Source organism: Nocardioides alcanivorans (assembly GCF_021555175.1).
Lineage (GTDB): Bacteria > Actinomycetota > Actinomycetes > Propionibacteriales > Nocardioidaceae > Nocardioides > Nocardioides alcanivorans.
The window spans coordinates 182,253-201,115 of sequence record NZ_JAKGRW010000012.1; the positions used below are offsets into that span (position 1 = coordinate 182,253).

Consider the following 18,863-nt stretch of genomic DNA (forward strand, 5'->3'; position numbering starts at 1 on the left):
AACTAGTACTCTTCAACCTGGCGATCTACGTATGCTCGCCGACAGCGTGCGAGATCAATTAGGCCGGTCGCTGCGTTCAGTCCGAGGTTGGGTGCGGGCCATGTATCTGGTTCGGCGGCCCGATGAGTCGAGATGTGGCGAGGGGAGATGCCGCCGCGCCACATGGCCAGCCGCGACTACTCATCGGTGTGACTGGGCCGACCCGGAATGGTCCGTGGGGCCGTGATCCAGACGCCGGCAAGAGCGAAGGCGTTGAGCGAGCCGCAGTCGCGCCCCGATCGTGCGACGACGCGTGACCCGACACAGAGGTGAAGGAGAGCGGTGAAATCCTGTGCCGAGCGCACAGGGTTGGGCGCACGTGTCCGCCTGTATGCAAACCGACCGCGAGTCGTGAAGTGGGACAGTCCCGCCCCGGTCAATCCAACTCAAGCACCAGGTCCCCGCCGTCGACCGCGTGCGTGCCGCTGAACGCCAGCCGTCGCACCACACCCGCGAACGGCGCAGTGATCGAGGCCTCCATCTTCATCGCCTCGATGGTAGCGACGGTATCGCCGGCGGCGACCTCGTCGCCTTCGGCGACACTGACGGTGACGACGCCTTGGAAGGGGGCGCCGATGTGGCCGGGCCGGGCGAGGTCGGCCTTCTCCGCGACAGCGACCTCAGCGGAGACGGCGCGGTCGCGGACGGAAATGGGACGGATCTGACCATTGAGGCGAGCCAAGACCGTGCGGTAGCCGCGTTCGTCGGGCTCGCTGATGGCCTCGAGTTCGATCAAGACCCGCTTGCCCTCGTCGATGTCGACGGCATGCTCGGTCTCGGGCTGGAGGCCATACAGAAACTCCGCCGTGGGTACTACGGACAGATCACCCCAGCGGGCTTGGGCCTCGGCGTACTCCCGAGTCGGTCCGGGGAAGAGTAGCTCGTTCAGCGTCCCGCGGCGCTCGGAGACCAGTCCGGCTTGGGCCTCGGGTGAGAGCTCTGGAATCGGTGGGGTCCAGGGGCGGCCAGCGATTGCCTTGGAGCGGAACGGCTCGGGCCAGCCGCCGGGTGGGTCGCCGAGCTCGCCGTGGAGGAAACCAACGACCGAGGCCGGGATGTCGTACGACGACGGATCAGCCGCAAATGCCTGCGGGTCGGCGCCGGTCGCGACCAAGGCGAGGGCGAGGTCGCCGATCACCTTGGACGACGGGGTGACCTTCGGGACACGGCCTAAGATGTCGTTGGCCGCGGCGTACATGTCCTCGATCTGTTCGAACTTCTCACCGAGACCGAGCGCGATCGCCTGCTGGCGCAAGTTCGAAAGCTGACCGCCGGGGATCTCGTGGCGGTACACGCGCCCGGTCGGGGCAGGCAGCCCGGACTCGAAGGGCGCGTAGAGACGTCGAACCGCCTCCCAGTAGGGTTCAAGCGCACTGACGGCCGCCAGCGACAGACCGGTGGGGCGCGGCGAGTGGTCGGTCGCGGCCACCAACGCGGACAGCGGCGGCTGGGACGTGGTTCCGGCCATTGAGGCGGTGGCAGCATCGACCGCGTCGACGCCGGCCCCGATGGCCGCCGCGAGGGTGGCGAGCTGGCCGCCGGTGGTGTCGTGGGTGTGGAGGTGGACCGGCAGGGCGAAGCGTTCCCGTAGCGCGGTCACCAGTGTCGCAGCGGCGGGGGCGCGCAGCAGCCCGGCCATGTCCTTGATCGCCAACACATGCGCGCCGGCATCGACGATCCGCTCAGCCAGGCGAAGGTAATAGTCGAGCGTGTAGAGGTGCTCGCCCGGCGAGGACAGGTCACCTGTGTAGCAGAGGGCAACCTCGGCGACCGAGATACCGGTCGCCCGGACCGCTTCGATCGCGGGCCGCATCTGCTCGACGTCGTTGAGGGCATCGAAGATCCGGAACACGTCGATGCCGGTACCAGCAGCCTCCTCGACAAAGGCATCGGTCACTGCGGTTGGGTACGGCGTGTAGCCGACCGTGTTTCGGCCACGCAGTAGCATCTGCAGGCAGATGTTCGGCACTGCCGCGCGGAGCTTGGCCAGCCGGTCCCACGGATCCTCGGAAAGGAAGCGCAGCGCGACGTCGTACGTCGCGCCGCCCCAGCACTCCAGCGACCACAACTCGGGCGTCATCCGGGCGACGTGACCAGCTACGCTGACCAGGTCGTGAGTGCGCACCCGGGTAGCGAGGAGCGACTGGTGGGCATCGCGGAAGGTGGTGTCGGTGACGGCGACGCTGCGGCGGGCGCGCAGCTCGGCTGCAAAAGCCGCGGGCCCGACCGCGAGCAACCGCTGCCGCGAACCGTCGGGTCCATCGATCGCGAGGTCGAGGGAGGGCAGCTTAGCGACCGGCGCGACAGAGACGTCGATCGCGCCATACGGCTGGTTGACTGTGACGTCGGCCAGGTAAGTGAGCAGTCGGGTGCCACGGTCGCCCGACGCACGCGCGGTCAGTAGCTGCGGATGGGTCTCAATGAACGACGTCGTCACAGTACCCGTGGCCGCGGTTGCGAAGTCAGGGTCATCGAGCAGTGCCTGCAGGAACGGGATGTTGGTGGCCACACCGCGGATTCGGAACTCCGCGACGGCGCGGCGCGCCCGCGCCACGGCGTCCTCGAAGGTGCGGCCACGACAGGTCAGTTTTGCCAGCATCGAATCGAAATGTGGGCTGACCTCGGCGCCGGCGAAGGTCGTACCGCCGTCGACCCGCACACCCGCGCCGCCCGGCGAGCGGTACGCCGTGATGGTGCCCGTGTCGGGACGGAAGCCATTCGCTGGGTCCTCGGTCGTGATCCGGCACTGTAGTGCCGCACCCCGCAGCCGGACGCTGTCCTGCGACAGCCCGAGGTCGGCGAGGGTCTCGCCAGAAGCGATCCGCAGTTGGGCTTGGACCAGATCGATGTCGGTGACCTCCTCGGTCACCGTGTGCTCGACCTGAATCCGCGGGTTCATCTCAATGAACACGTAATTGCCGGCCGGGTCGAGCAGGAACTCCACCGTGCCGGCGCACGAGTAGCCGATCTCGCGGGCGAAGCGCACCGCGTCGGCGCACATCCGGTCCCGCAGCTGAGGGTCCAGCCCGGGAGCTGGGGCGATCTCGACGACCTTCTGATGTCGCCGCTGCACGGAGCAATCCCGCTCGAACAGGTGGATGACCGAACCGGCGCCGTCGGCCAGGATCTGCACCTCGATATGTCGCGGGTCGACCACCGCCTGCTCAATGAAAACCGTCGGGTCGCCGAACGCACCGTCCGCCTCGCGCATGCAGGTCTCGATCGCCTCGCGCAGTTGAGCTCGATCGTCGACTCGGCGCATGCCGCGGCCGCCACCACCCGCGACCGCCTTGACGAACAGGGGCGCCGGGATCGCTTCAGCCTCCGCGACCAGGGCGTCGACGTCGGTCGAAGGCGCGACCGAGGCGAGCGTCGGCACGCCCGCCGCCTTGGCCGCCGCGATCGCCCGCGCCTTGTTGCCGGTCAGGGTCAGCACCTCGGCCGAAGGCCCGACGAAGGCTATCCCGGCCGCCGTACACACCTCAGCGAGCGTCGGGTTCTCCGATAGGAAGCCGTAGCCCGGGTAGACAGCGTCGGCACCGCACGCCACGGCCGCCGCGACGATCGCCTCGGGATCGAGGTATGAGCGCACCGGGTGACCGCGCTCGCCGATCTCGTAGGCCTCGTCGGCCTTCAATCGGTGCTCGGAACCCCGGTCCTCGTGAGGGAACACGGCAACCGTCGCCGCCCCCAGTTCGTACGCCGCGCGAAACGCACGGATCGCGATCTCGCCACGGTTGGCGACCAGAACCTTCGAGAACATGGAACTCCTGCGGGTCATAGTTGGAGCGAAAGGGGTCGTGCGTCACCGGCGGACGAGCGAGGTCGCCGTCAAGCACCGGCGATCGCACTTTCGATCAGTCGATGGTCATAGGACAAGCAGGATGGAGCCATGGACCGGGAACAAAGGTCGCGACATTCCGGAGACGAGTCGCAGGGGCCTCCTCTGCCCGCACCTGGTCCACCAGATTCCTACGCGCCTTGCCTTTGAGATCAGGGACAGCGGTGAGTACTTCGCGCCACCGCTGCGTCACGGCAAACTCGATGTCGGTCAACAGAGCTCCTCGGGCCGGTGGTGATGGACATCACCATCCTGCAGACCGGAGTTGAATGCGTCCAATGCCTAGTTTTCGATGAATCTATGCGCCAGACACATGGATCTTTCTGCTGACCTGAAGCACGTGCTCTCGAAAGAGTGCCGATGCCGGCGGCAAGCTGCGGTCACGGACCCAAGCCAACCCGATTTCCCGGGACGCGCGCACGTCTCTGACCCGGATCGAGGGTCCAGCTGTGGACGCGCCACCGCGCGGCTCGGGCAGCAGAGCAACACCCAGGCCAGCCGACACCAACCCCCGCAGGGTCTCGACCTCCTCACCCTCGAACCCGATCCGCGGTGTGAAGCCGATCTCAGCGCATAGTTCCTCGGTCACCGCCCGCAGACTGAACCCGGATTTGAGCACGATGAACTGCTCGTTCTCGACTTCCTTGAGTCGGGCAGACCGCCGACCAGCGAGCCGGTGGTCCGGAGGTACGACCAGCCGCAGCGGCTCTAGGAACAGCCGCCGACTCTCCAGCTGTGGCAGGTCCGGCCCGGCGCCCGTGATCGCCAGATCGACAGCGCCCCCAAGTAGGTCGTCGATTAGCCCCTCGTCACCGTGTTGTCGTAGGTCGAAACGCACCTGCGGCCGCTCGGTACGAAAGGTCCGGATCAGCTCGGGTACCAGCCAAGTGCCGAGGGTATGCAGGAAGGCGACCGGCACGAAGCCGCCGTCCGGAGCGGTGATGTCCTGCACCGAGCGCACCCCCGCTCGTAGGATTCGATCGTTTCCCGCGCATGCAGCACCAGCTCCCGACCCGCCAGGGTCAGCACCAGCCCGCGCCCTACCCGCTGGAACAGTGGCGTTCCCACCTCCCTCTCGAGGCGGCCCAGAGCCCGCGACACCGTCGGCTGGGTCCGGTGGGCTTGCTCGGCCGCCTCGGTCACGGTACCGCCGTCAGCCACGGTCAGGAATGCGCGAATGGTATCCAGATCCATAGGCCTATGTTCTCAGCGCATGGGTTGCTAGAACAGCATTCGAGAATCTCGGTCATCAACTCGGCCCGGTGCAAGCATCCCACGTGGTGGGCCAGCCGGTGGCGGTCAGATCGAGGACGGCGTGCGGAGCACATCGATCGTCAGTGATAAACCGGACCGGGACGCCGACCTTGGTGCGCCGCGGCACGATCCTGACTAGCTTGCTTCAGCCTGCGGCGGTCATGTCCCCCGACCCCCGTGGTCGCGCCGTCGCACGGCCACACCGACCAACACCAATCGGGCGGACGTGTCAATCATCCAGCCGGGCGTCTCCGCGGACGCCGCTGATGTCCGGACCCGCGGGGGTCGAAGAATCAGTCGGGGCGTACGGCAATCGAGCGCAACAGGTGGGCCGGAAGCGGAGCCGGACATCCGGAGCCCTGAAACGGACGAGGCCCGGATCCGTAGGGAGAATTCCACGGGTCGTCGCAACACCAACTGGTTCTGACTAGATGATTGATTCCAAGGGGTACGGCGGTGCGGTATCGATGAAGTAGGTCGCGGGTGTCCACGAGTCGGTGTTGCGACCAAACTCAAGCTCTGGAGGCCTGGTGGACACCGATCTGGACAGCCTCGCGACCGCACTCTACGTAACGACCGACGACCTGTTGCGCGCCAATCCCGAGCGTGTTCCTGCGCGCCCGAGAATCGGAATCCTCCCGGGGACCACCGACGCCGAGATGCTGACGCTGGTGGTCGTGCAGGCGCCGTTGGGCTTCAACAACGAGACCCAATGGCTGCGGTATGCCCACAAGAACCTTCTCGCGATGTTCCCGACCCTGCCGTTGCCGTCGGGCTAGAACAAGCGCCTACGCAAACCCGCCGCCACGATGACTTGGTTGACCACCGAGCTTGGTCGCCAGACCAGCATCGCCGAAGACGACGTATGGGTTGTGGACTCCACCCCGGTCGAGTGTGCCCGCTCGCGGGAGACCGTGAAGCACTCTGACCTGGCCAGATGGGCCGAGTACGGCTACTGCGCCTCGCGTTCCCGGTTCTTCTGGGGCCTGCGACTGCACCTGATCTGCACGCTGCACGGCCTACCTGTCGGCTAAGCATTGACCGGCGCGAAGGCCGACGAACGCGAGGTCCTGCAAACGATCCTGGCCAATACTCCAGCCCTGAGCAGGACCGGGCGACACGTCGTGATCGCTGACAAGGCCTACTACGGCAAAGCCGCCGAGGCAAGTCTCGAGCAGGCCGGGATCGAACTGCTTCGCAAAGCCCGCAAGGGCGAGAAACGCCGAGCCGGCCGCGAGTTCTTCAAGCCCCTGCGCCAAGTCATCGAGTCCGTCAACGCCGCCCTCAAGACCCAACTCGGCATCCAGCGTCACCGAGGCAAGACCACCGCCGGTGTCTGCACCCGCATCGCCCAACGCATCCTCGCTCTGACCGCGATCTGGCACAACGACAACCTCGGACTCAGCGCGCCACGCTCACTGACGGGCTACGACCACTGACACTCCTTGGAATTTGTCCAGGTAATCGCCTTCTTCACCTCCTCTTCGGTGAGGAACCGCAGCTCCGGTCGGGACTGTTTCACTCACGATACTCATGGGGCCGCGCCGGGCGAGGGGTTCGCGGTGATCCAGCCCCGCTTGAGGGCGTAGGCGAGGATTCCGTGGATCAGGCCGTGGTAGTCGGCGCGCGCCGAAAACTTCGGTCTGGCGGGAGCCGGTGCGCCGCCCGCCGAGCCTCCAGCTGACGCGGGCCGAGAGCCCGCCGTCTTGACGTTTGCGTGTTTCGATCCAAGCCAGGGCAGAACCTCCGAAGTAGGTCCGGCGCCCCCTTGAACTCCGAGGGTCTTCGGGTACGTCCCCGAAACGGACGGAACCCCAGGGTCAGCCCTGGGGTTCCGTCGATCACACTGTGGTGCGCGAGGGGGAGTTGAACCCCCACGCCCTTTCGGGCACACGGACCTGAACCGTGCGCGTCTGCCTATTCCGCCACTCGCGCTTGAAGCGTTGCAAGGTTATCCCACGCGCTTCGAATCGCCCAAACCGCGGGGCGGAAGCAGCGATCTGCAAGGGTTGCACGGATAGCATCGCCGCGAGGCCACCGCAGCCGGTGGTCTCGCATGCGCTCGAACGACCACCCGAAACCGCACGGAAGGAGGAGACATTGGGCGGCTTGCAACGCTTCGAGAACAAGCTTGAGTCAATGATCTCCGGCGTCTTCGCACGCGCCTTCCGCAGCGCGGTGCAACCGGTGGAGATCTCGGCAGCACTCCAACGCGAGCTCGACAACAACGCGCAGATCCTCAGCCGCGACCGGCGCCTGGTGCCCAACTCCTTCCACGTGGAGCTGAGCCCACCCGACCTCGACCGGCTCGCGCCCTACGACTCCACTCTGGCCACCGAGCTCACCACGATGCTCCGCGACCACGCCGAGCAACAGAGCTATGTGTTCCCCGGCCCGGTGCGCATCGAGTTCGAGCGCGCCGACGACCTCACGACCGGGCGCTTCCGGGTCCGCAGCGCCGCCGAGGCCAAGGTGCAGACCAACGCGACGCAGACGCAGATCGGTCGGGCCGACGTACTCCTCGAGGTCAACGGAGTGCGACACCCGCTCAACCCGCCCGGCCTGGTGATCGGCCGCGGCACCGACGCGGACCTGCGCATCAACGATCCCGGCATCAGCCGCCGCCACGTGGAGTTCCGGGTCAACCACACGATCAACGGCCCCGTCGTCACCGCCTACGACCTCGGCTCGACCAACGGCATCATGGTCGACGGGGTGAAGGTCACCGAAGCACAGCTCTCCGACGGCTCCCACGTCCGTGCGGGCAACACCGTCATCACCCTGCGGCTCGTGCGAGGCGGCGAGACATGAGCGAACTGACCCTCTTCCTCATTCGCTTCGCCTACGTGGCGATCCTGTGGATCTTCGTGCTGTCGGCGATCAGCGTGATCCGCACCGACATGTACGGCGCCCGGGTTCCCTCCAACGGACCGGCCCGCGGCAAGGGCAAGCAGCCGAAGGCGCCGCCGCGTCGCCGCGGTTCCCCGACGCACGTCGCCGTCACCGAAGGTCCCAACGCCGGGGCCCGCGCCGACCTCTCCCAGGCACCGATCCTCATCGGCCGCGGGCAGGACGCCGCGATCCGCCTCGACGATGACTACGTGTCCACCCGCCACGCCCGCATCGCGCTCTCGGGCGACCAGTGGTTCGTCGAGGACCTCGGCTCCACCAACGGCACCTACGTCGGGCAGGCTCGGATCACCCAACCCACCACCTTGGCCCTCGGCATCCAGGTGCGCGTGGGCAAGACGGTCCTCGAACTGAGGAAGTGACCCGTGACCACCGACGCACCCTCCTCCCCTGGCCTACGACTGCGCTACTCGGCGCTCTCCGACGTGGGTCGGGTCCGCAAGGACAACCAGGACTCCGGGTACGCCGGCCCATGGCTTCTCGCCGTCTGTGACGGCGTGGGCGGCGCGGCCAGGGGCGACATCGCCTCCAGCACCGCCATCCAGCAGATCCGTCGGATCGACCAACGCCCCACCGGTGACGACCTGATCGGGCTGGTCGCCGGAGCGCTGCACCGCGCACACGACCGGATCAGCGAACTCGTCGATGCCGACACCAGCCTGACCGGCACCAGCACCACCGCGACCCTCGCTCTCTTCGACGGCCAGCAGTTGACGATCGGCCACGTCGGCGACAGCCGTGCCTATCTGGTCCGTGCCGGCACGATCAGCCAGTTGACCCACGACCACACCTTCGTGCAGTCGCTCATCGACGAGGGTCGGATCACCGAGGCCGAGGCGCGCACCCACCCTCACCGCAACCTGATCCTGCGGGCGGTCGACGGCGTCCACGACACCGAGCCCGACCTCTTCACCCTCGAGCTCGCCGAGGGTGACCGGATCATGCTGTGCAGCGACGGCGCTTCCGGATCGCTGGAGGACGAACGTCTCCTCGACATCCTCAGCACCGGCACCCCCGACTACGCCACGGTCGAGCTCGTGCGCGCCAGCCTGGAGGCCGGCAGCACCGACAACGTGACCTGCGTGGTGGCCGACGTTGTCGGTCCCGAGGACGAGGCGTCCGCGGACGGCCCCGACACCGGCGACGGGTCCGAGAGCGCGCCCAGCACCACGCCGCTGCTCGTGGGTGCGGCCGCAGAGCTGCCCCGGCGCGGCCTCGGCCAGATGGCCAGCCGCTTCCTGGGCCACCGCAACGGCGACACCGGCGAGATCGAGCCGGTCCCGGCCGAGGTGCCCGAGCACGCCTTCCTCAACGACCCCATCGACCCCGAGGTCGCCCGCTACGCCCCGCGCCCGCCGGGCCGCTTCCTGTGGCTGAAGGCCATCGGCGTCCTGGCCGTGCTCGTCGGGATGGTGTGGGCCGCCGGAGCTGCGATGTGGGCCGCCTCGCAGCAGCAGTACTACGTCTCGGTGAAGGACGACCGCATCACCATCTTCCGCGGCGTCGACTACGACGTGCCGTTCGTCAGTCTCAGCACCGCCGTCGAGACCTACGACGCGACCGTCGACTCGATGTGCGAGTTCGAGGCCGAGAGCCTGCGCGAGGGCATCGAAGCCGCCAACCTGCAGGCTGCGCAGCGCAAGGTCCAGGAACTGATCACCGAGAACACCTGCGCCGACGACGACCTCGGCAACGGCACCCGTCGAGGCACCGAGGGCAGCCAGTAGTGGCCACTCCCGCACCAGGCAGCTTCCTGGGTTTCGTGCACCGACGCAGGCGCGGGGCCGAGCTCTTCCTGCTCGTCCTCGCACTGGCCGTCGGCCTCGGCGCCTACGCGTCCGTCGGTCTGGGCGTCAACGGTGAGGTGCCCACCAACATCGTCGTGTACGGCGGGTGGCTGGCTGCGCTGGCCATCGCCGGTCACGTGGCGATCCGGTTGACCGCTCCCTACGCGGATCCGGTGCTGTTGCCAGTCGTGACGGCACTCAACGGTCTCGGACTGGCGGTCATCTATCGCCTCGACCTGGCCCGCGACCGCTCACTGGCCCAGCAGCAGCTCACCTGGATGACGATCGGCGTCGTCCTCTTCATCCTCACCCTGGTGCTGCTGCGCGACCACCGCGTCCTGCAGCGGTTCACCTACACGTCGGGCCTGGTCGCCATCGTGCTGCTGATCCTGCCGATGCTGCCGATCATCGGCGTCAACATCCGTGGCGCCCGGATCTGGGTCCAGCTGGGTCCGATCAACTTCCAACCCGGCGAGATCTCGAAGGTGCTGCTGGTGATCACCTTCGCCGGCTACCTGGTGCTGCACCGCGACGCGTTGGCGCTGGCCGGCCGGCGCTTCCTCTTCGTCGACCTCCCACGCGGCCGCGACCTGGGCCCGATCCTGGCGATGTGGGCAGTCAGCCTCAGCATCCTCGTCCTGCAACGCGACCTCGGCTCCTCGCTGCTCTTCTTCGGCCTCTTCCTGACGATGCTCTACATCGCCACCGAACGCCCCGGCTGGCTGATCGTGGGCAGCGCCCTGTTCGCAGCCGGCGCCTTCACGGCGTGGCGGCTCTTCGGACATGTGCAGAACCGCGTCGACTCCTGGCTCGACCCGTTCGCCAGCTGGGAGACCGGTTCCCAGCAGGTCGGCAACGGTCTCTTCGGCATGGCTTGGGGCGGCCTCCTCGGCCGTGGCCTGGGCCTCGGACGTCCTGAGCTGACCTCGATCTCCGAATCCGACTTCATCATCTCCGCGATCGGTGAGGAGCTCGGCCTCACCGGAGTCATGGCCGTGATCCTGCTCTACGGTCTCATCGTCGAGCGCGGTCTGCGTGCCGCACTCGTGTGCCGTGACGGCTTCGGCAAGCTGATGGCGAGCGGTCTCGCCCTGGTCTTCTGCCTGCAGGTCTTCGTGGTCATCGGCGGGGTCACCCGCCTCATCCCCCTGACGGGTCTGACCACACCGTTCCTCTCCTACGGCGGCTCGTCGTTGGTGGCCAACTGGGTGATCATCGCCCTGCTCCTGCGCATCTCCGACCAGGCCCGGCGTCCGGTGCCGAACCTGGCAGCGGAAGCGCCCGACGACGACAATGAGCACACTCAGGTGGTGAAGCTGTGAACAAGCCGATCCGCACGATGTCGATCTTCTGCATGCTGTTGCTCGTGACGCTGCTGGCCAACGTCACCTACCTGCAGTACTTCAAGGCAGAGAACTACAACGACAACCCGCTCAACGCCCGGGTCAAGGTGGAAACGCTCTCGCGTGAGCGGGGCGCGATCCTGGTCAACGGCAAGGCCGTCGCCGAGTCGGTGCCGAGCGACGACCGTTACAAGTTCCAGCGGAAGTACAGCCAGCCCTTCCTCTACGCCCCCGTCACCGGCTACTTCGCGCTCGTCCGCGCCACTCAGCTCGAGGCCAGCCAGAACAAGCTCCTCAACGGCGACGACAACAGGCTCTTCGTGACCCGATTGGTCGACCTCGTCAACAACACCTCGCCCAAGGGCGGCAACATCGAGCTCACCATCAACGCGAAGGCGCAGAAGGCGGCGTACGACGGGCTGGTCGCGCTGGGTGAGGACGTCCAGGGCGGCGCGGTGGCGATCGAGCCCGACACCGGCAAGATCCTCGCGATGGTGTCGCTGCCGAGCTTCAACCCCAACAAGTACGCCAGTCACGACCAGGCAGCCGTGGACGCCTACGACAAGATGCTGCAGACCCGAGCCGACAAGCCGCGGCTGAGCCGGGCCACGCAGGTCACCCTGCCGCCGGGCTCGACCTTCAAGCTGGTGACCGCGGCCGCCGCCATGGAGGCCGAGAACTACAAGGCGGACTCGCTGGTGCCCGGTGGGTCGTCGTACCGACTGCCCGGTTCGTCGGTCACCATCGGCAACGGCGGGCGCAACTGCGGCAGCAACCAGATCCCGCTGACGCAGGCGCTGGAGCAGTCCTGCAACACCACGTTCCTCGCCCTGGCCAACCAGGTGGGGCAGGACAAGATGCGTGAGCAGTCCGAGAAGTTCGGCTTCAACTCCACCGTGCTCGACGAGTTCGCCGACTCCGAGCAGTCCGCGAGCGTCTACCCGACCGAGGAGATGTCGGACGACTTCGTCGCCAAGACCGGCATGGGCCAGCAGGACGTGCGCGCCACCCCGCTGCAGATGGCGATGGTCGTGGCGGGAATCTTCAACGACGGGGTCGTGATGAAGCCCTACCTCGTCGACAAGGTGCGCTCGGCCGATCTCGACGTACTGGAGTCGACCGATCCGGCCGAGCTGAGCAGGGCCGTCTCCTCCGACACCGCCAGTGAGCTGCGCAAGATGATGGTCTCCGTCGTCGAGCGCGGCACCGCCACGGTGGGCGCGATCCCCAATGTCGAGGTGGGCGCGAAGACCGGCACGGCGGAGACCTGTGACGGATGCCAGAACTACTCCTGGTTCGTGTCGTTCGCCTCCTCCGGGGGCAAGGACGTCGCGGTCGCGGTGATGGTGCAGAAGTCGGACGCGGACTACGTGTCCGGAAGTGGACAGGCCGGGCCGATCGCCCGGGCAATCATGGAAGCAGTGGTTCAGTGAGGACTCGCACGTGGATGGAGCCGCAGCACCCGCTGCGTCGGCTCGCGGGAGCCTCGAGCACTCGAGAGGGTATGTGAGATGACGGACGACGAACCGACCCTGATCGGCGGCCGCTACGAGCTCGCAGAGCTGCTCGGTCGTGGCGGGATGGCAGAGGTCCGCAAGGGCACCGACACCCGTCTGGGGCGCGTGGTCGCCGTCAAGCGACTGCGCACCGACTTGGCCAGTGATGCGACCTTCCAAGCTCGTTTCCGACGCGAGGCGCAGTCCTCGGCCTCCCTCAACCACCCCTCGATCGTGGCCGTCTACGACACGGGTGAGGAGATGTCGGACGAGGGCATCGCCCAGCCCTACATCGTGATGGAGTACGTCGCCGGCCGCACCCTGCGCGACATCCTGCGGGAGGGTCGCAAGATCCTGCCCGACCGCGCCCTGGAGATCACCTCCGGCGTCCTCTCCGCCCTCGACTACTCCCACCGCGCCGGCATCATCCACCGCGACATCAAACCGGCCAACGTCATGCTCACCCCGGGCGGCGACGTGAAGGTGATGGACTTCGGCATCGCCCGCGCCGTCTCGGACGCCTCCACCACGATGACCCAGACCGCTGCCGTGGTGGGCACCGCGCAGTACCTCTCTCCCGAGCAGGCTCGCGGCGAGACCGTCGACTCCCGCTCCGACGTCTACTCCACCGGCTGCCTGCTCTACGAGCTCCTCACCGGCCGGCCGCCCTTCGTGGGTGAGTCCCCGGTGGCCGTGGCCTACCAGCACGTTCGCGAACCCGCCACGCCTCCGTCTGCCCATGACGCGGAGCTGCCTGCTGAGATCGATGCGATCGTCATGAAGGCGCTCGCGAAGCGCCTGGAGGACCGCTACCAGTCGGCCGCAGCGATGCGCTCCGACATCGAGCGCTATCTCGCCGGACGTCCGGTCTCCGCCCCGGCGGTGCCGCTGACGCCACCGCCCCCGCGGAGGCCACCAGCTATCTCCCGACCTCGGGAGCGGCCGCTGCCGTGGACCCGGAGAAGGAGGAGGACGAGAAGAAGAAGACCGGCCTCTGGATCCTGGTCGGGTTGCTCCTCATCGCCCTGATCGCGGCGGGCATCTGGTTCCTCAACCGAGACGGCGACGACGACCCTGCCGACGTACAGGTGCCCTCGGCGCTGGTCGGGAAGCAGGTCGACCGGGCCACGCGGATGGTCGAGAACGCAGGCCTCACCCCCAAGGTGACCGAGACACCGCACGAGAGTGCCGAACCGGGCGAGGTCTACGACGTCGCCCCGGAGCAGGGAGCGTGGGTCGCTCCCGACACCGTGGTGGAGCTCTTCGTCTCCACCGGCCCCGAACCGGTCGAGGTGCCCTCGGTGGTGGGGCTGCAACGCAATGCGGCCGCCCAGTCGTTGCGGGAACGCGGCCTCAAGGTGCGCTTCGAGGAGCAGGACTCCGACGAGACCAAGGGCAAGGTGCTCGCCCAGGACCGTGAAGCCGGAGAGGTGGTCGACCCCGGCACCGTGGTGACCATCGTGATCTCCAACGGTCCGCAGGAGGTCCCCTTCGTCGTCGGCATGGACAAGGCAAGCGCCATCCGGGCCATCGAGGGCGCCGGATTCAAGGTCTACATCGTCGAGAGCGACGACACCACCAGGCCCGAGGGCGAGGTCATCGACCAGTCGACGGAGGAGGGACAGACCAAGAACCAGGGCGACGAGATCCGGATCACCGTCTCGACCTACGTCGAGCCCGAGGAGACGGAGTCACCCACGGAGTCGGACTCGCCGACCGAGTCGGAGTCGCCCACCGACGACGAGAGCGACGACCTCCCGATCCCCTGACCCTGCGTGCCGTTGGTCGACCCCACGTTCGTTGGTCGAGCCTGTCGAGACCCGCGTCGCACCACCCGTTGGTCGAGCCTGTACTCCGGTGGTCGAGCTTGTCGAGACGTCGTTCCGGCAGCCCGGCTGGTGGTTGTCCACAGGTTGAGTTCGTGATCCCCGGGTTGTGTCGGAGCCAAATGTTGGACTGGTTCCATGATCGAAATCGACGCCCGCCACCAGCCCTACGAGGTCACCGACCTCGACGGCGGGACCCTGCTCGGCTTCCTGGCTGAGAACCGCGTCGTGGAACTCAAGGCAATCCGCAGCAAGCTGCGGTTGGCTTACCAGTGGGCGATCATGCACCCACCGTCCCCCGACAAGCCGAAAGCAGTGGTGGGTGACGAAACCCTGTTTCCCACCGACTGTGAAGACAGGATCTCGGGTGACGGCACCCCTGATGTCGCGTTGTTCGCGGTCGAGGAGCTCGCCGCATCGGCCGGGATCTCGCGTGCTGCTGGGTTCGCGTTGATCGCCGACGCCCTCGACCTGGTCCACCGGTTGCCCCACTTGTGGGCGAAGGTCGAAGCCCTGGAGGTTCCGGGGTGGAACGCCCGCCGCGTCGCACTCCTCACCAGGAAACTGTCGTACGCCGCTGCACGGTGGTTCGACGACCACCTCGCGGCCACCGGCCTCACCGGGTGGCCGACGATTGAGAAGTGGTTGGCGATGGCGATCGCCAAGTTCCACCCCGAACTGGTGAAGGACCCCACCACGCCGAAGGGGAAGGCTGATTGGGGTGTGTGGTTGCACCACCCCCACGCCGGACACGAAGAAGGTGCCGGCGGTGTTGCTGGTACTTCGGAGTTGCAGGCCGTTGGTGACTCGTTGGATCTCACCAGGTTCATGGACCTGCTCAACTCCGAGGCCGAAGCCATGCGGCGCCTGGGTGACACCGACACCATCGACCAACGCCGTGCGAAAGCGATCGGGCGGCTCACCGACGACACCGACCAACCCACCCTCGACTACACCAACGCCGACAGCGCCACCGGCGGCGACAGCAGTACCGACGTCACCGACGGAAGCGACAGCACCGGCATCGGTACCGGCGGCACCGGCAGCACCTCGTCCGCCGTTGCGGCGACGGGTGGCGAGCCGGTGCTGGGAGAGCCGGGGGTCGGGGTGAAGCCGGGTCGGTTGGTGACGACACCGGGCCCGTTCGGGCGTCGTCGTGGGTTGCGGGTGATGGCCCACGTGAACCTTGCGGACCTGTTCGCGTTGGGCCTCGACCCCCACGAACTCGGCCTTGATGGCGACGGCATCACGTCCACCGACCGGTTGGGGCAGGTCCTCACCAGCCAACTACGCGACTGGATCACCCGCCACGGTTCCCTTGCGACCATCACCCCGGTCATCGATTTGAACCGCACCGATGCAGTGGATCGGCATGATCCACCCGAATGGATGGACACCCTGGTCCGACTCCGTGACCCGCACTGTGTGTATCCCAACTGTGAACGCTCCAGCTGGGACGCCGACCTCGACCACATCGACCCCTACCAACCACCCGGTGAGGGTGGCCCACCCGGACAAACCCGGCCGGAGAATCTGGCGCCGTTGTGTCGACGTCACCACCTCATGAAGACCCACGGTAGGTGGCGTTATCGCCGGGCCAGGGACGGAACCTATATCTGGACCAGCCAGCACGGCAGGACCTGGCTGGTCACACCCCAAGGCACCCACGACACCAGCGACACCAGCTGAGCCCCGCTGAGCACCACCAGCCATCGGCCAACAGCACGGGGCACAAGCAGCGCCTGCCAAACACGCACCACCCGCCCACCCCGGGAGAACACACGCTCTCCCGGGGCACAGGCACGCCACCAGCCTGGGAGAGGTCTCGACAAGCTCGACCAGCGGCGTACTGGCTCGACCAGCGGGGGTGCGGGTCTCGACAGGCTCGACCAACGGGACTTGGGTCTGGTCTCGACAAGCTCGACCAACGGCGGGTCACGATGGGCCCGACCAACGAACGCGGCTCGAAACTCGCGGTCAGGAGGCGTCGAGTGCGCTGGCGTGGGTGAGGCGGCGTACACCCTCGTAGGGGGCGCGACGACGTGCTCGTCCTGCTGCAGTTCCCAGCCGATCTGTACAGCGGGGTCGGCGGCCTGGCTGCGGTAGAGGTTGAGATAGGCGTCGGAGTCGATGCCGGCCTGGATCCGCTCCGGATCACCCACCGCCTGGATGACGAAGGGCTGCGGATAGGGGATGCCCTGCAGCTCCACTGAGTTGCCGGCGCACTTGATGCCGGTGGTGGAGATCAGTCGCTGGCCCTGGATGGTGATCGCCTCGGCACCGGAGCGCCACATCGCATTGACGACGGCCTGGATGTCCTGCTGGTGCACGATCAGCAGGTTGATGTTCTCGTCCGACTCCTCGCGGACGTCGCTGGGCGCGTCGGCGAGGGTGACGGTGATTCCCTGACCACTCACCTGCTCGAAGCCCGCGGGGCCCTCCAGCCGGGTCGCCTGGTTGCGGGCACGACGTACGCCCTTGTCGTCGACCTGACCGGAGAGGCGGTCGACGTCACGCGAGAGCGTGGCCGCCCGGTCCTGGATCGCCTGGTACTGGTCGGACTCGGACTGCACCAACGAGGCAAGGCTCTCGTTGCGCCCCGGACGCAGGTCGATGCCGTCGGAGGAGATCGCGCTGGCCACGAAGATCATGCCTGCGCAGCCGAAGGCCACGGGCGTTGCAAAGCGCCAACCACCCTTCTTCTGGCGGTGGCCGTGGGGCACGGGACTCATGGCGACTACGCTAACCCGGGGGCGCAAAGCGTCGTCGCGCACACCGCGTGTAGATCAGAGGAGATTGTGGTGGCCAAAGACAAGGACGAGATCGACCTGCTCGACGTCAAGACCGGACCGGTCCTGTCGGCGCGGTTCATCGTGTCGCTGTTGTTGATAGCAGTCGGCATCGCCTACGTCGTGCTGTGGACGCTCTACACGCGTGAGATGCGCCTCGAGGGCACCGACCCCGACACGCTGATCCCCGGCATGAAGAAGCTCGACGACTGGAACTGGGCGATCGGCTTCGGCCTCGCCTTCATCGGTCTCGCGCTCAGCGCCCACCCGAAGACGCCCCTGGGCCGCGGCCGCGGCGTCGTGGTCGGGATGCTCGGCTGCTTCCTGATCGGCCTGCTGTGGATCTGCACCTTCTACGTCTTCGCCGACAACAGCCACGACCTGTGGCTGCTGACCGACCTCGGCCAGCTCAACCTGGTCGTCGGCATCGGCTTCATGGCGGTCGGCTTCACCTTCGCCACCCGCTGGGAGTGAGCCACTCCCGCCCCTGAGCGACGAACGGCCCGGTCCCCGCTGCGGGGACCGGGCCGTTCTCGTTAGTTGTGGCGACCACTGCACGGCATCTGACCTGCGGAATCACATCCCTGTAAGTTCTCCACAGGAGTTATCCACAGTGTGAATAACTTCGATGTAACTCAGGTGAGGGCGTTCACCCGGAGTACGCCGATCACCGCGGCCACGAGCAGCACGGCCAGCACCGCGCTCCACTGGACCAGGCTGCGGCGCGGCCCCCTGGGGGCATAGACGATGCCGGTGGTCAGCAACGTGCCGCCGACGAATCCGCCGAGGTGGCCCTGCCACGAGATCGAGCTGGACCACATGATCGTGGTCAGCACCATGAGCCCGATCCAGAGCATGAGCTGCTGCAGGTCGGCGCCCACCTTGCGACCCACGATGAGGTGTCCGGCGAGAAGGCCGCAGATGGCACCCGAGGCGCCGAGCGTGATGCTGCTGGGGCTCGCCAGCACCAGGACGGTGACCGACGCGACGAGGCCCGAGCCGAGATAGATCGCCAGGAACCGCACCCGACCGACGGCCGCCTCCAGCATCGGCCCGAGGAACCACAGCGCCATCATGTTGAAGAGGATGTGGAAGACCTCGACATGGGTGAACATGTTCGTGACGAGCAGCCACGGGGCACCGTCGGCGACACCGGGGACCCAGTGAGCGGCCTGGTCGACGTTGGAGCACGTGGCCTCCGGGATCCCCGGGAAGTACATGCCGGGGTCGCTGTCGGGCACGCACTTGCCCACCGGCATCAGGGAGAGCCGGTTGATCAGCTCACTGGCAGACCCGCCGGTTGCCCGGATGGCGCCCCAGATCACCACGCAGATCCCGATGAGCACCATGGAGGTGAGCCGGGGGTCCGCAGAGCGAGTGCCGCCGTACGCCGCCCGGCCCGACCGGGTCTCCTTGGCGCCCTTCGTCACGCAGTCGGGGCACTGGAAGCCCACGGCAGCGTCGCGCATGCAGTCGGGACAGATCGGCTTCTCGCAACGCTGGCAGCGGATCCAGGTCTCCCGCCCCGGGTGCCGGTAGCACTCGGGGCCGCCCGGAGCGGGATGACCCTCAGCCATC

Annotated in this window: 14 protein-coding genes, 1 tRNA gene and 1 pseudogene; 10 read left to right on the plus strand and 6 right to left on the minus strand. The window is 67.3% G+C overall.

Annotated elements, in window-relative coordinates; translation table 11 throughout:
* Nucleotides 1-415 precede the first annotated feature (415 nt).
* The 3 genes from L1066_RS07120 to L1066_RS28500 form a co-directional block, all read right to left on the minus strand.
* Nucleotides 416-3,802, minus strand: a complete 3,387-nt coding sequence (locus L1066_RS07120) for a pyruvate carboxylase (protein ID WP_235735659.1) — start codon at nucleotides 3,800-3,802, stop codon at nucleotides 416-418.
* Between the two features lie 376 nt (nucleotides 3,803-4,178).
* A complete protein-coding gene (locus tag L1066_RS07125; RefSeq protein WP_235735661.1) occupies nucleotides 4,179-4,832 on the minus strand; it encodes a LysR substrate-binding domain-containing protein in 654 nt (217 codons plus the stop codon).
* A complete protein-coding gene (locus L1066_RS28500) occupies nucleotides 4,748-5,074 on the minus strand; it encodes a LysR family transcriptional regulator (protein ID WP_376707655.1) in 327 nt (108 codons plus the stop codon). The genes L1066_RS07125 and L1066_RS28500 overlap by 85 nt, the downstream gene beginning before the upstream one ends.
* 590 nt (nucleotides 5,075-5,664) lie before the next feature.
* On the opposite strand from L1066_RS28500, the pseudogene L1066_RS29110 reads away from it, so the two are divergent.
* Nucleotides 5,665-6,573 (plus strand): annotated as a pseudogene (locus L1066_RS29110) (IS982 family transposase).
* 410 nt (nucleotides 6,574-6,983) lie between these two features.
* Here the strand turns inward: L1066_RS29110 and L1066_RS07145 are convergent.
* Nucleotides 6,984-7,069, minus strand: a tRNA-Leu gene (locus L1066_RS07145).
* A 165-nt stretch (nucleotides 7,070-7,234) separates the two neighbouring features.
* Here L1066_RS07145 and L1066_RS07150 point away from each other — a divergent pair.
* The 8 genes from L1066_RS07150 (at nucleotide 7,235) to L1066_RS07185 (ending at nucleotide 16,185) form a co-directional block, all read left to right on the plus strand.
* A complete protein-coding gene (locus L1066_RS07150; protein WP_235735668.1) occupies nucleotides 7,235-7,945 on the plus strand; it encodes an FHA domain-containing protein in 711 nt (236 codons plus the stop codon).
* Nucleotides 7,942-8,406, plus strand: a complete 465-nt coding sequence (locus L1066_RS07155; protein ID WP_235735670.1) for an FHA domain-containing protein FhaB/FipA — start codon at nucleotides 7,942-7,944, stop codon at nucleotides 8,404-8,406. The genes L1066_RS07150 and L1066_RS07155 overlap by 4 nt, the downstream gene beginning before the upstream one ends.
* A gap of 3 nt (nucleotides 8,407-8,409) precedes the next feature.
* Nucleotides 8,410-9,771, plus strand: coding sequence for a PP2C family protein-serine/threonine phosphatase (locus L1066_RS07160; RefSeq protein WP_235735671.1), 1,362 nt, complete (start codon nucleotides 8,410-8,412; stop codon nucleotides 9,769-9,771).
* Nucleotides 9,772-9,806: 35 nt separating this feature from the next.
* Nucleotides 9,807-11,153, plus strand: a complete 1,347-nt coding sequence (locus L1066_RS07165; RefSeq protein WP_235735674.1) for an FtsW/RodA/SpoVE family cell cycle protein — start codon at nucleotides 9,807-9,809, stop codon at nucleotides 11,151-11,153.
* Complete coding sequence (locus L1066_RS07170) at nucleotides 11,150-12,607, plus strand: peptidoglycan D,D-transpeptidase FtsI family protein (protein WP_235735675.1); 1,458 nt, start codon at nucleotides 11,150-11,152, stop codon at nucleotides 12,605-12,607. Before L1066_RS07165 ends, L1066_RS07170 begins: the two co-directional genes overlap by 4 nt.
* Before the next feature lie 78 nt (nucleotides 12,608-12,685).
* Entirely contained in the window at nucleotides 12,686-13,699 is a 1,014-nt protein-coding gene (pknB, locus tag L1066_RS07175; protein ID WP_235735676.1) for a Stk1 family PASTA domain-containing Ser/Thr kinase, read from the plus strand.
* Nucleotides 13,621-14,439: a PASTA domain-containing protein gene (locus tag L1066_RS07180; RefSeq protein WP_235735677.1), complete on the plus strand. Its 819-nt coding sequence runs from the start codon at nucleotides 13,621-13,623 to the stop codon at nucleotides 14,437-14,439. Before pknB ends, L1066_RS07180 begins: the two co-directional genes overlap by 79 nt.
* A gap of 195 nt (nucleotides 14,440-14,634) precedes the next feature.
* Nucleotides 14,635-16,185, plus strand: a complete 1,551-nt coding sequence (locus L1066_RS07185) for an HNH endonuclease signature motif containing protein (protein ID WP_235735678.1) — start codon at nucleotides 14,635-14,637, stop codon at nucleotides 16,183-16,185.
* On the opposite strand, the gene L1066_RS07190 is transcribed toward L1066_RS07185, so the two are convergent.
* Nucleotides 16,107-17,228: a DUF881 domain-containing protein gene (locus tag L1066_RS07190; protein WP_235735682.1), complete on the minus strand. Its 1,122-nt coding sequence runs from the start codon at nucleotides 17,226-17,228 to the stop codon at nucleotides 16,107-16,109. The genes L1066_RS07185 and L1066_RS07190 overlap by 79 nt on opposite strands.
* A gap of 69 nt (nucleotides 17,229-17,297) precedes the next feature.
* Between L1066_RS07190 and L1066_RS07195 the strand changes: the two genes are divergently transcribed.
* Nucleotides 17,298-17,759 (plus strand): cell division protein CrgA, encoded by a 462-nt coding sequence (locus L1066_RS07195; protein WP_235735683.1) that lies wholly within the window; start codon nucleotides 17,298-17,300, stop codon nucleotides 17,757-17,759.
* 161 nt (nucleotides 17,760-17,920) lie between these two features.
* Here L1066_RS07195 and L1066_RS07200 read toward each other — a convergent pair whose 3' ends face one another.
* Nucleotides 17,921-18,862: a rhomboid family intramembrane serine protease gene (locus L1066_RS07200; protein WP_235735684.1), complete on the minus strand. Its 942-nt coding sequence runs from the start codon at nucleotides 18,860-18,862 to the stop codon at nucleotides 17,921-17,923.
* Nucleotide 18,863: the final 1 nt, after the last annotated feature.

Bases quoted from the DNA above. Each gene is read 5' to 3' on its own strand.
- pknB (WP_235735676.1), top strand. From the start codon at position 12,686: ATGACGGACGACGAACCGACCCTGATCGGCGGCCGCTACGAGCTCGCA.
- L1066_RS07185 (WP_235735678.1), top strand. From the start codon at position 14,635: ATGATCGAAATCGACGCCCGCCACCAGCCCTACGAGGTCACCGACCTC.
- L1066_RS07200 (WP_235735684.1), bottom strand. From the start codon at position 18,862: ATGGCTGAGGGTCATCCCGCTCCGGGCGGCCCCGAGTGCTACCGGCAC.
- L1066_RS07190 (WP_235735682.1), bottom strand. From the start codon at position 17,228: ATGAGTCCCGTGCCCCACGGCCACCGCCAGAAGAAGGGTGGTTGGCGC.
- L1066_RS07120 (WP_235735659.1), bottom strand. From the start codon at position 3,802: ATGTTCTCGAAGGTTCTGGTCGCCAACCGTGGCGAGATCGCGATCCGT.
- L1066_RS28500 (WP_376707655.1), bottom strand. From the start codon at position 5,074: ATGGATCTGGATACCATTCGCGCATTCCTGACCGTGGCTGACGGCGGT.
- L1066_RS07155 (WP_235735670.1), top strand. From the start codon at position 7,942: ATGAGCGAACTGACCCTCTTCCTCATTCGCTTCGCCTACGTGGCGATC.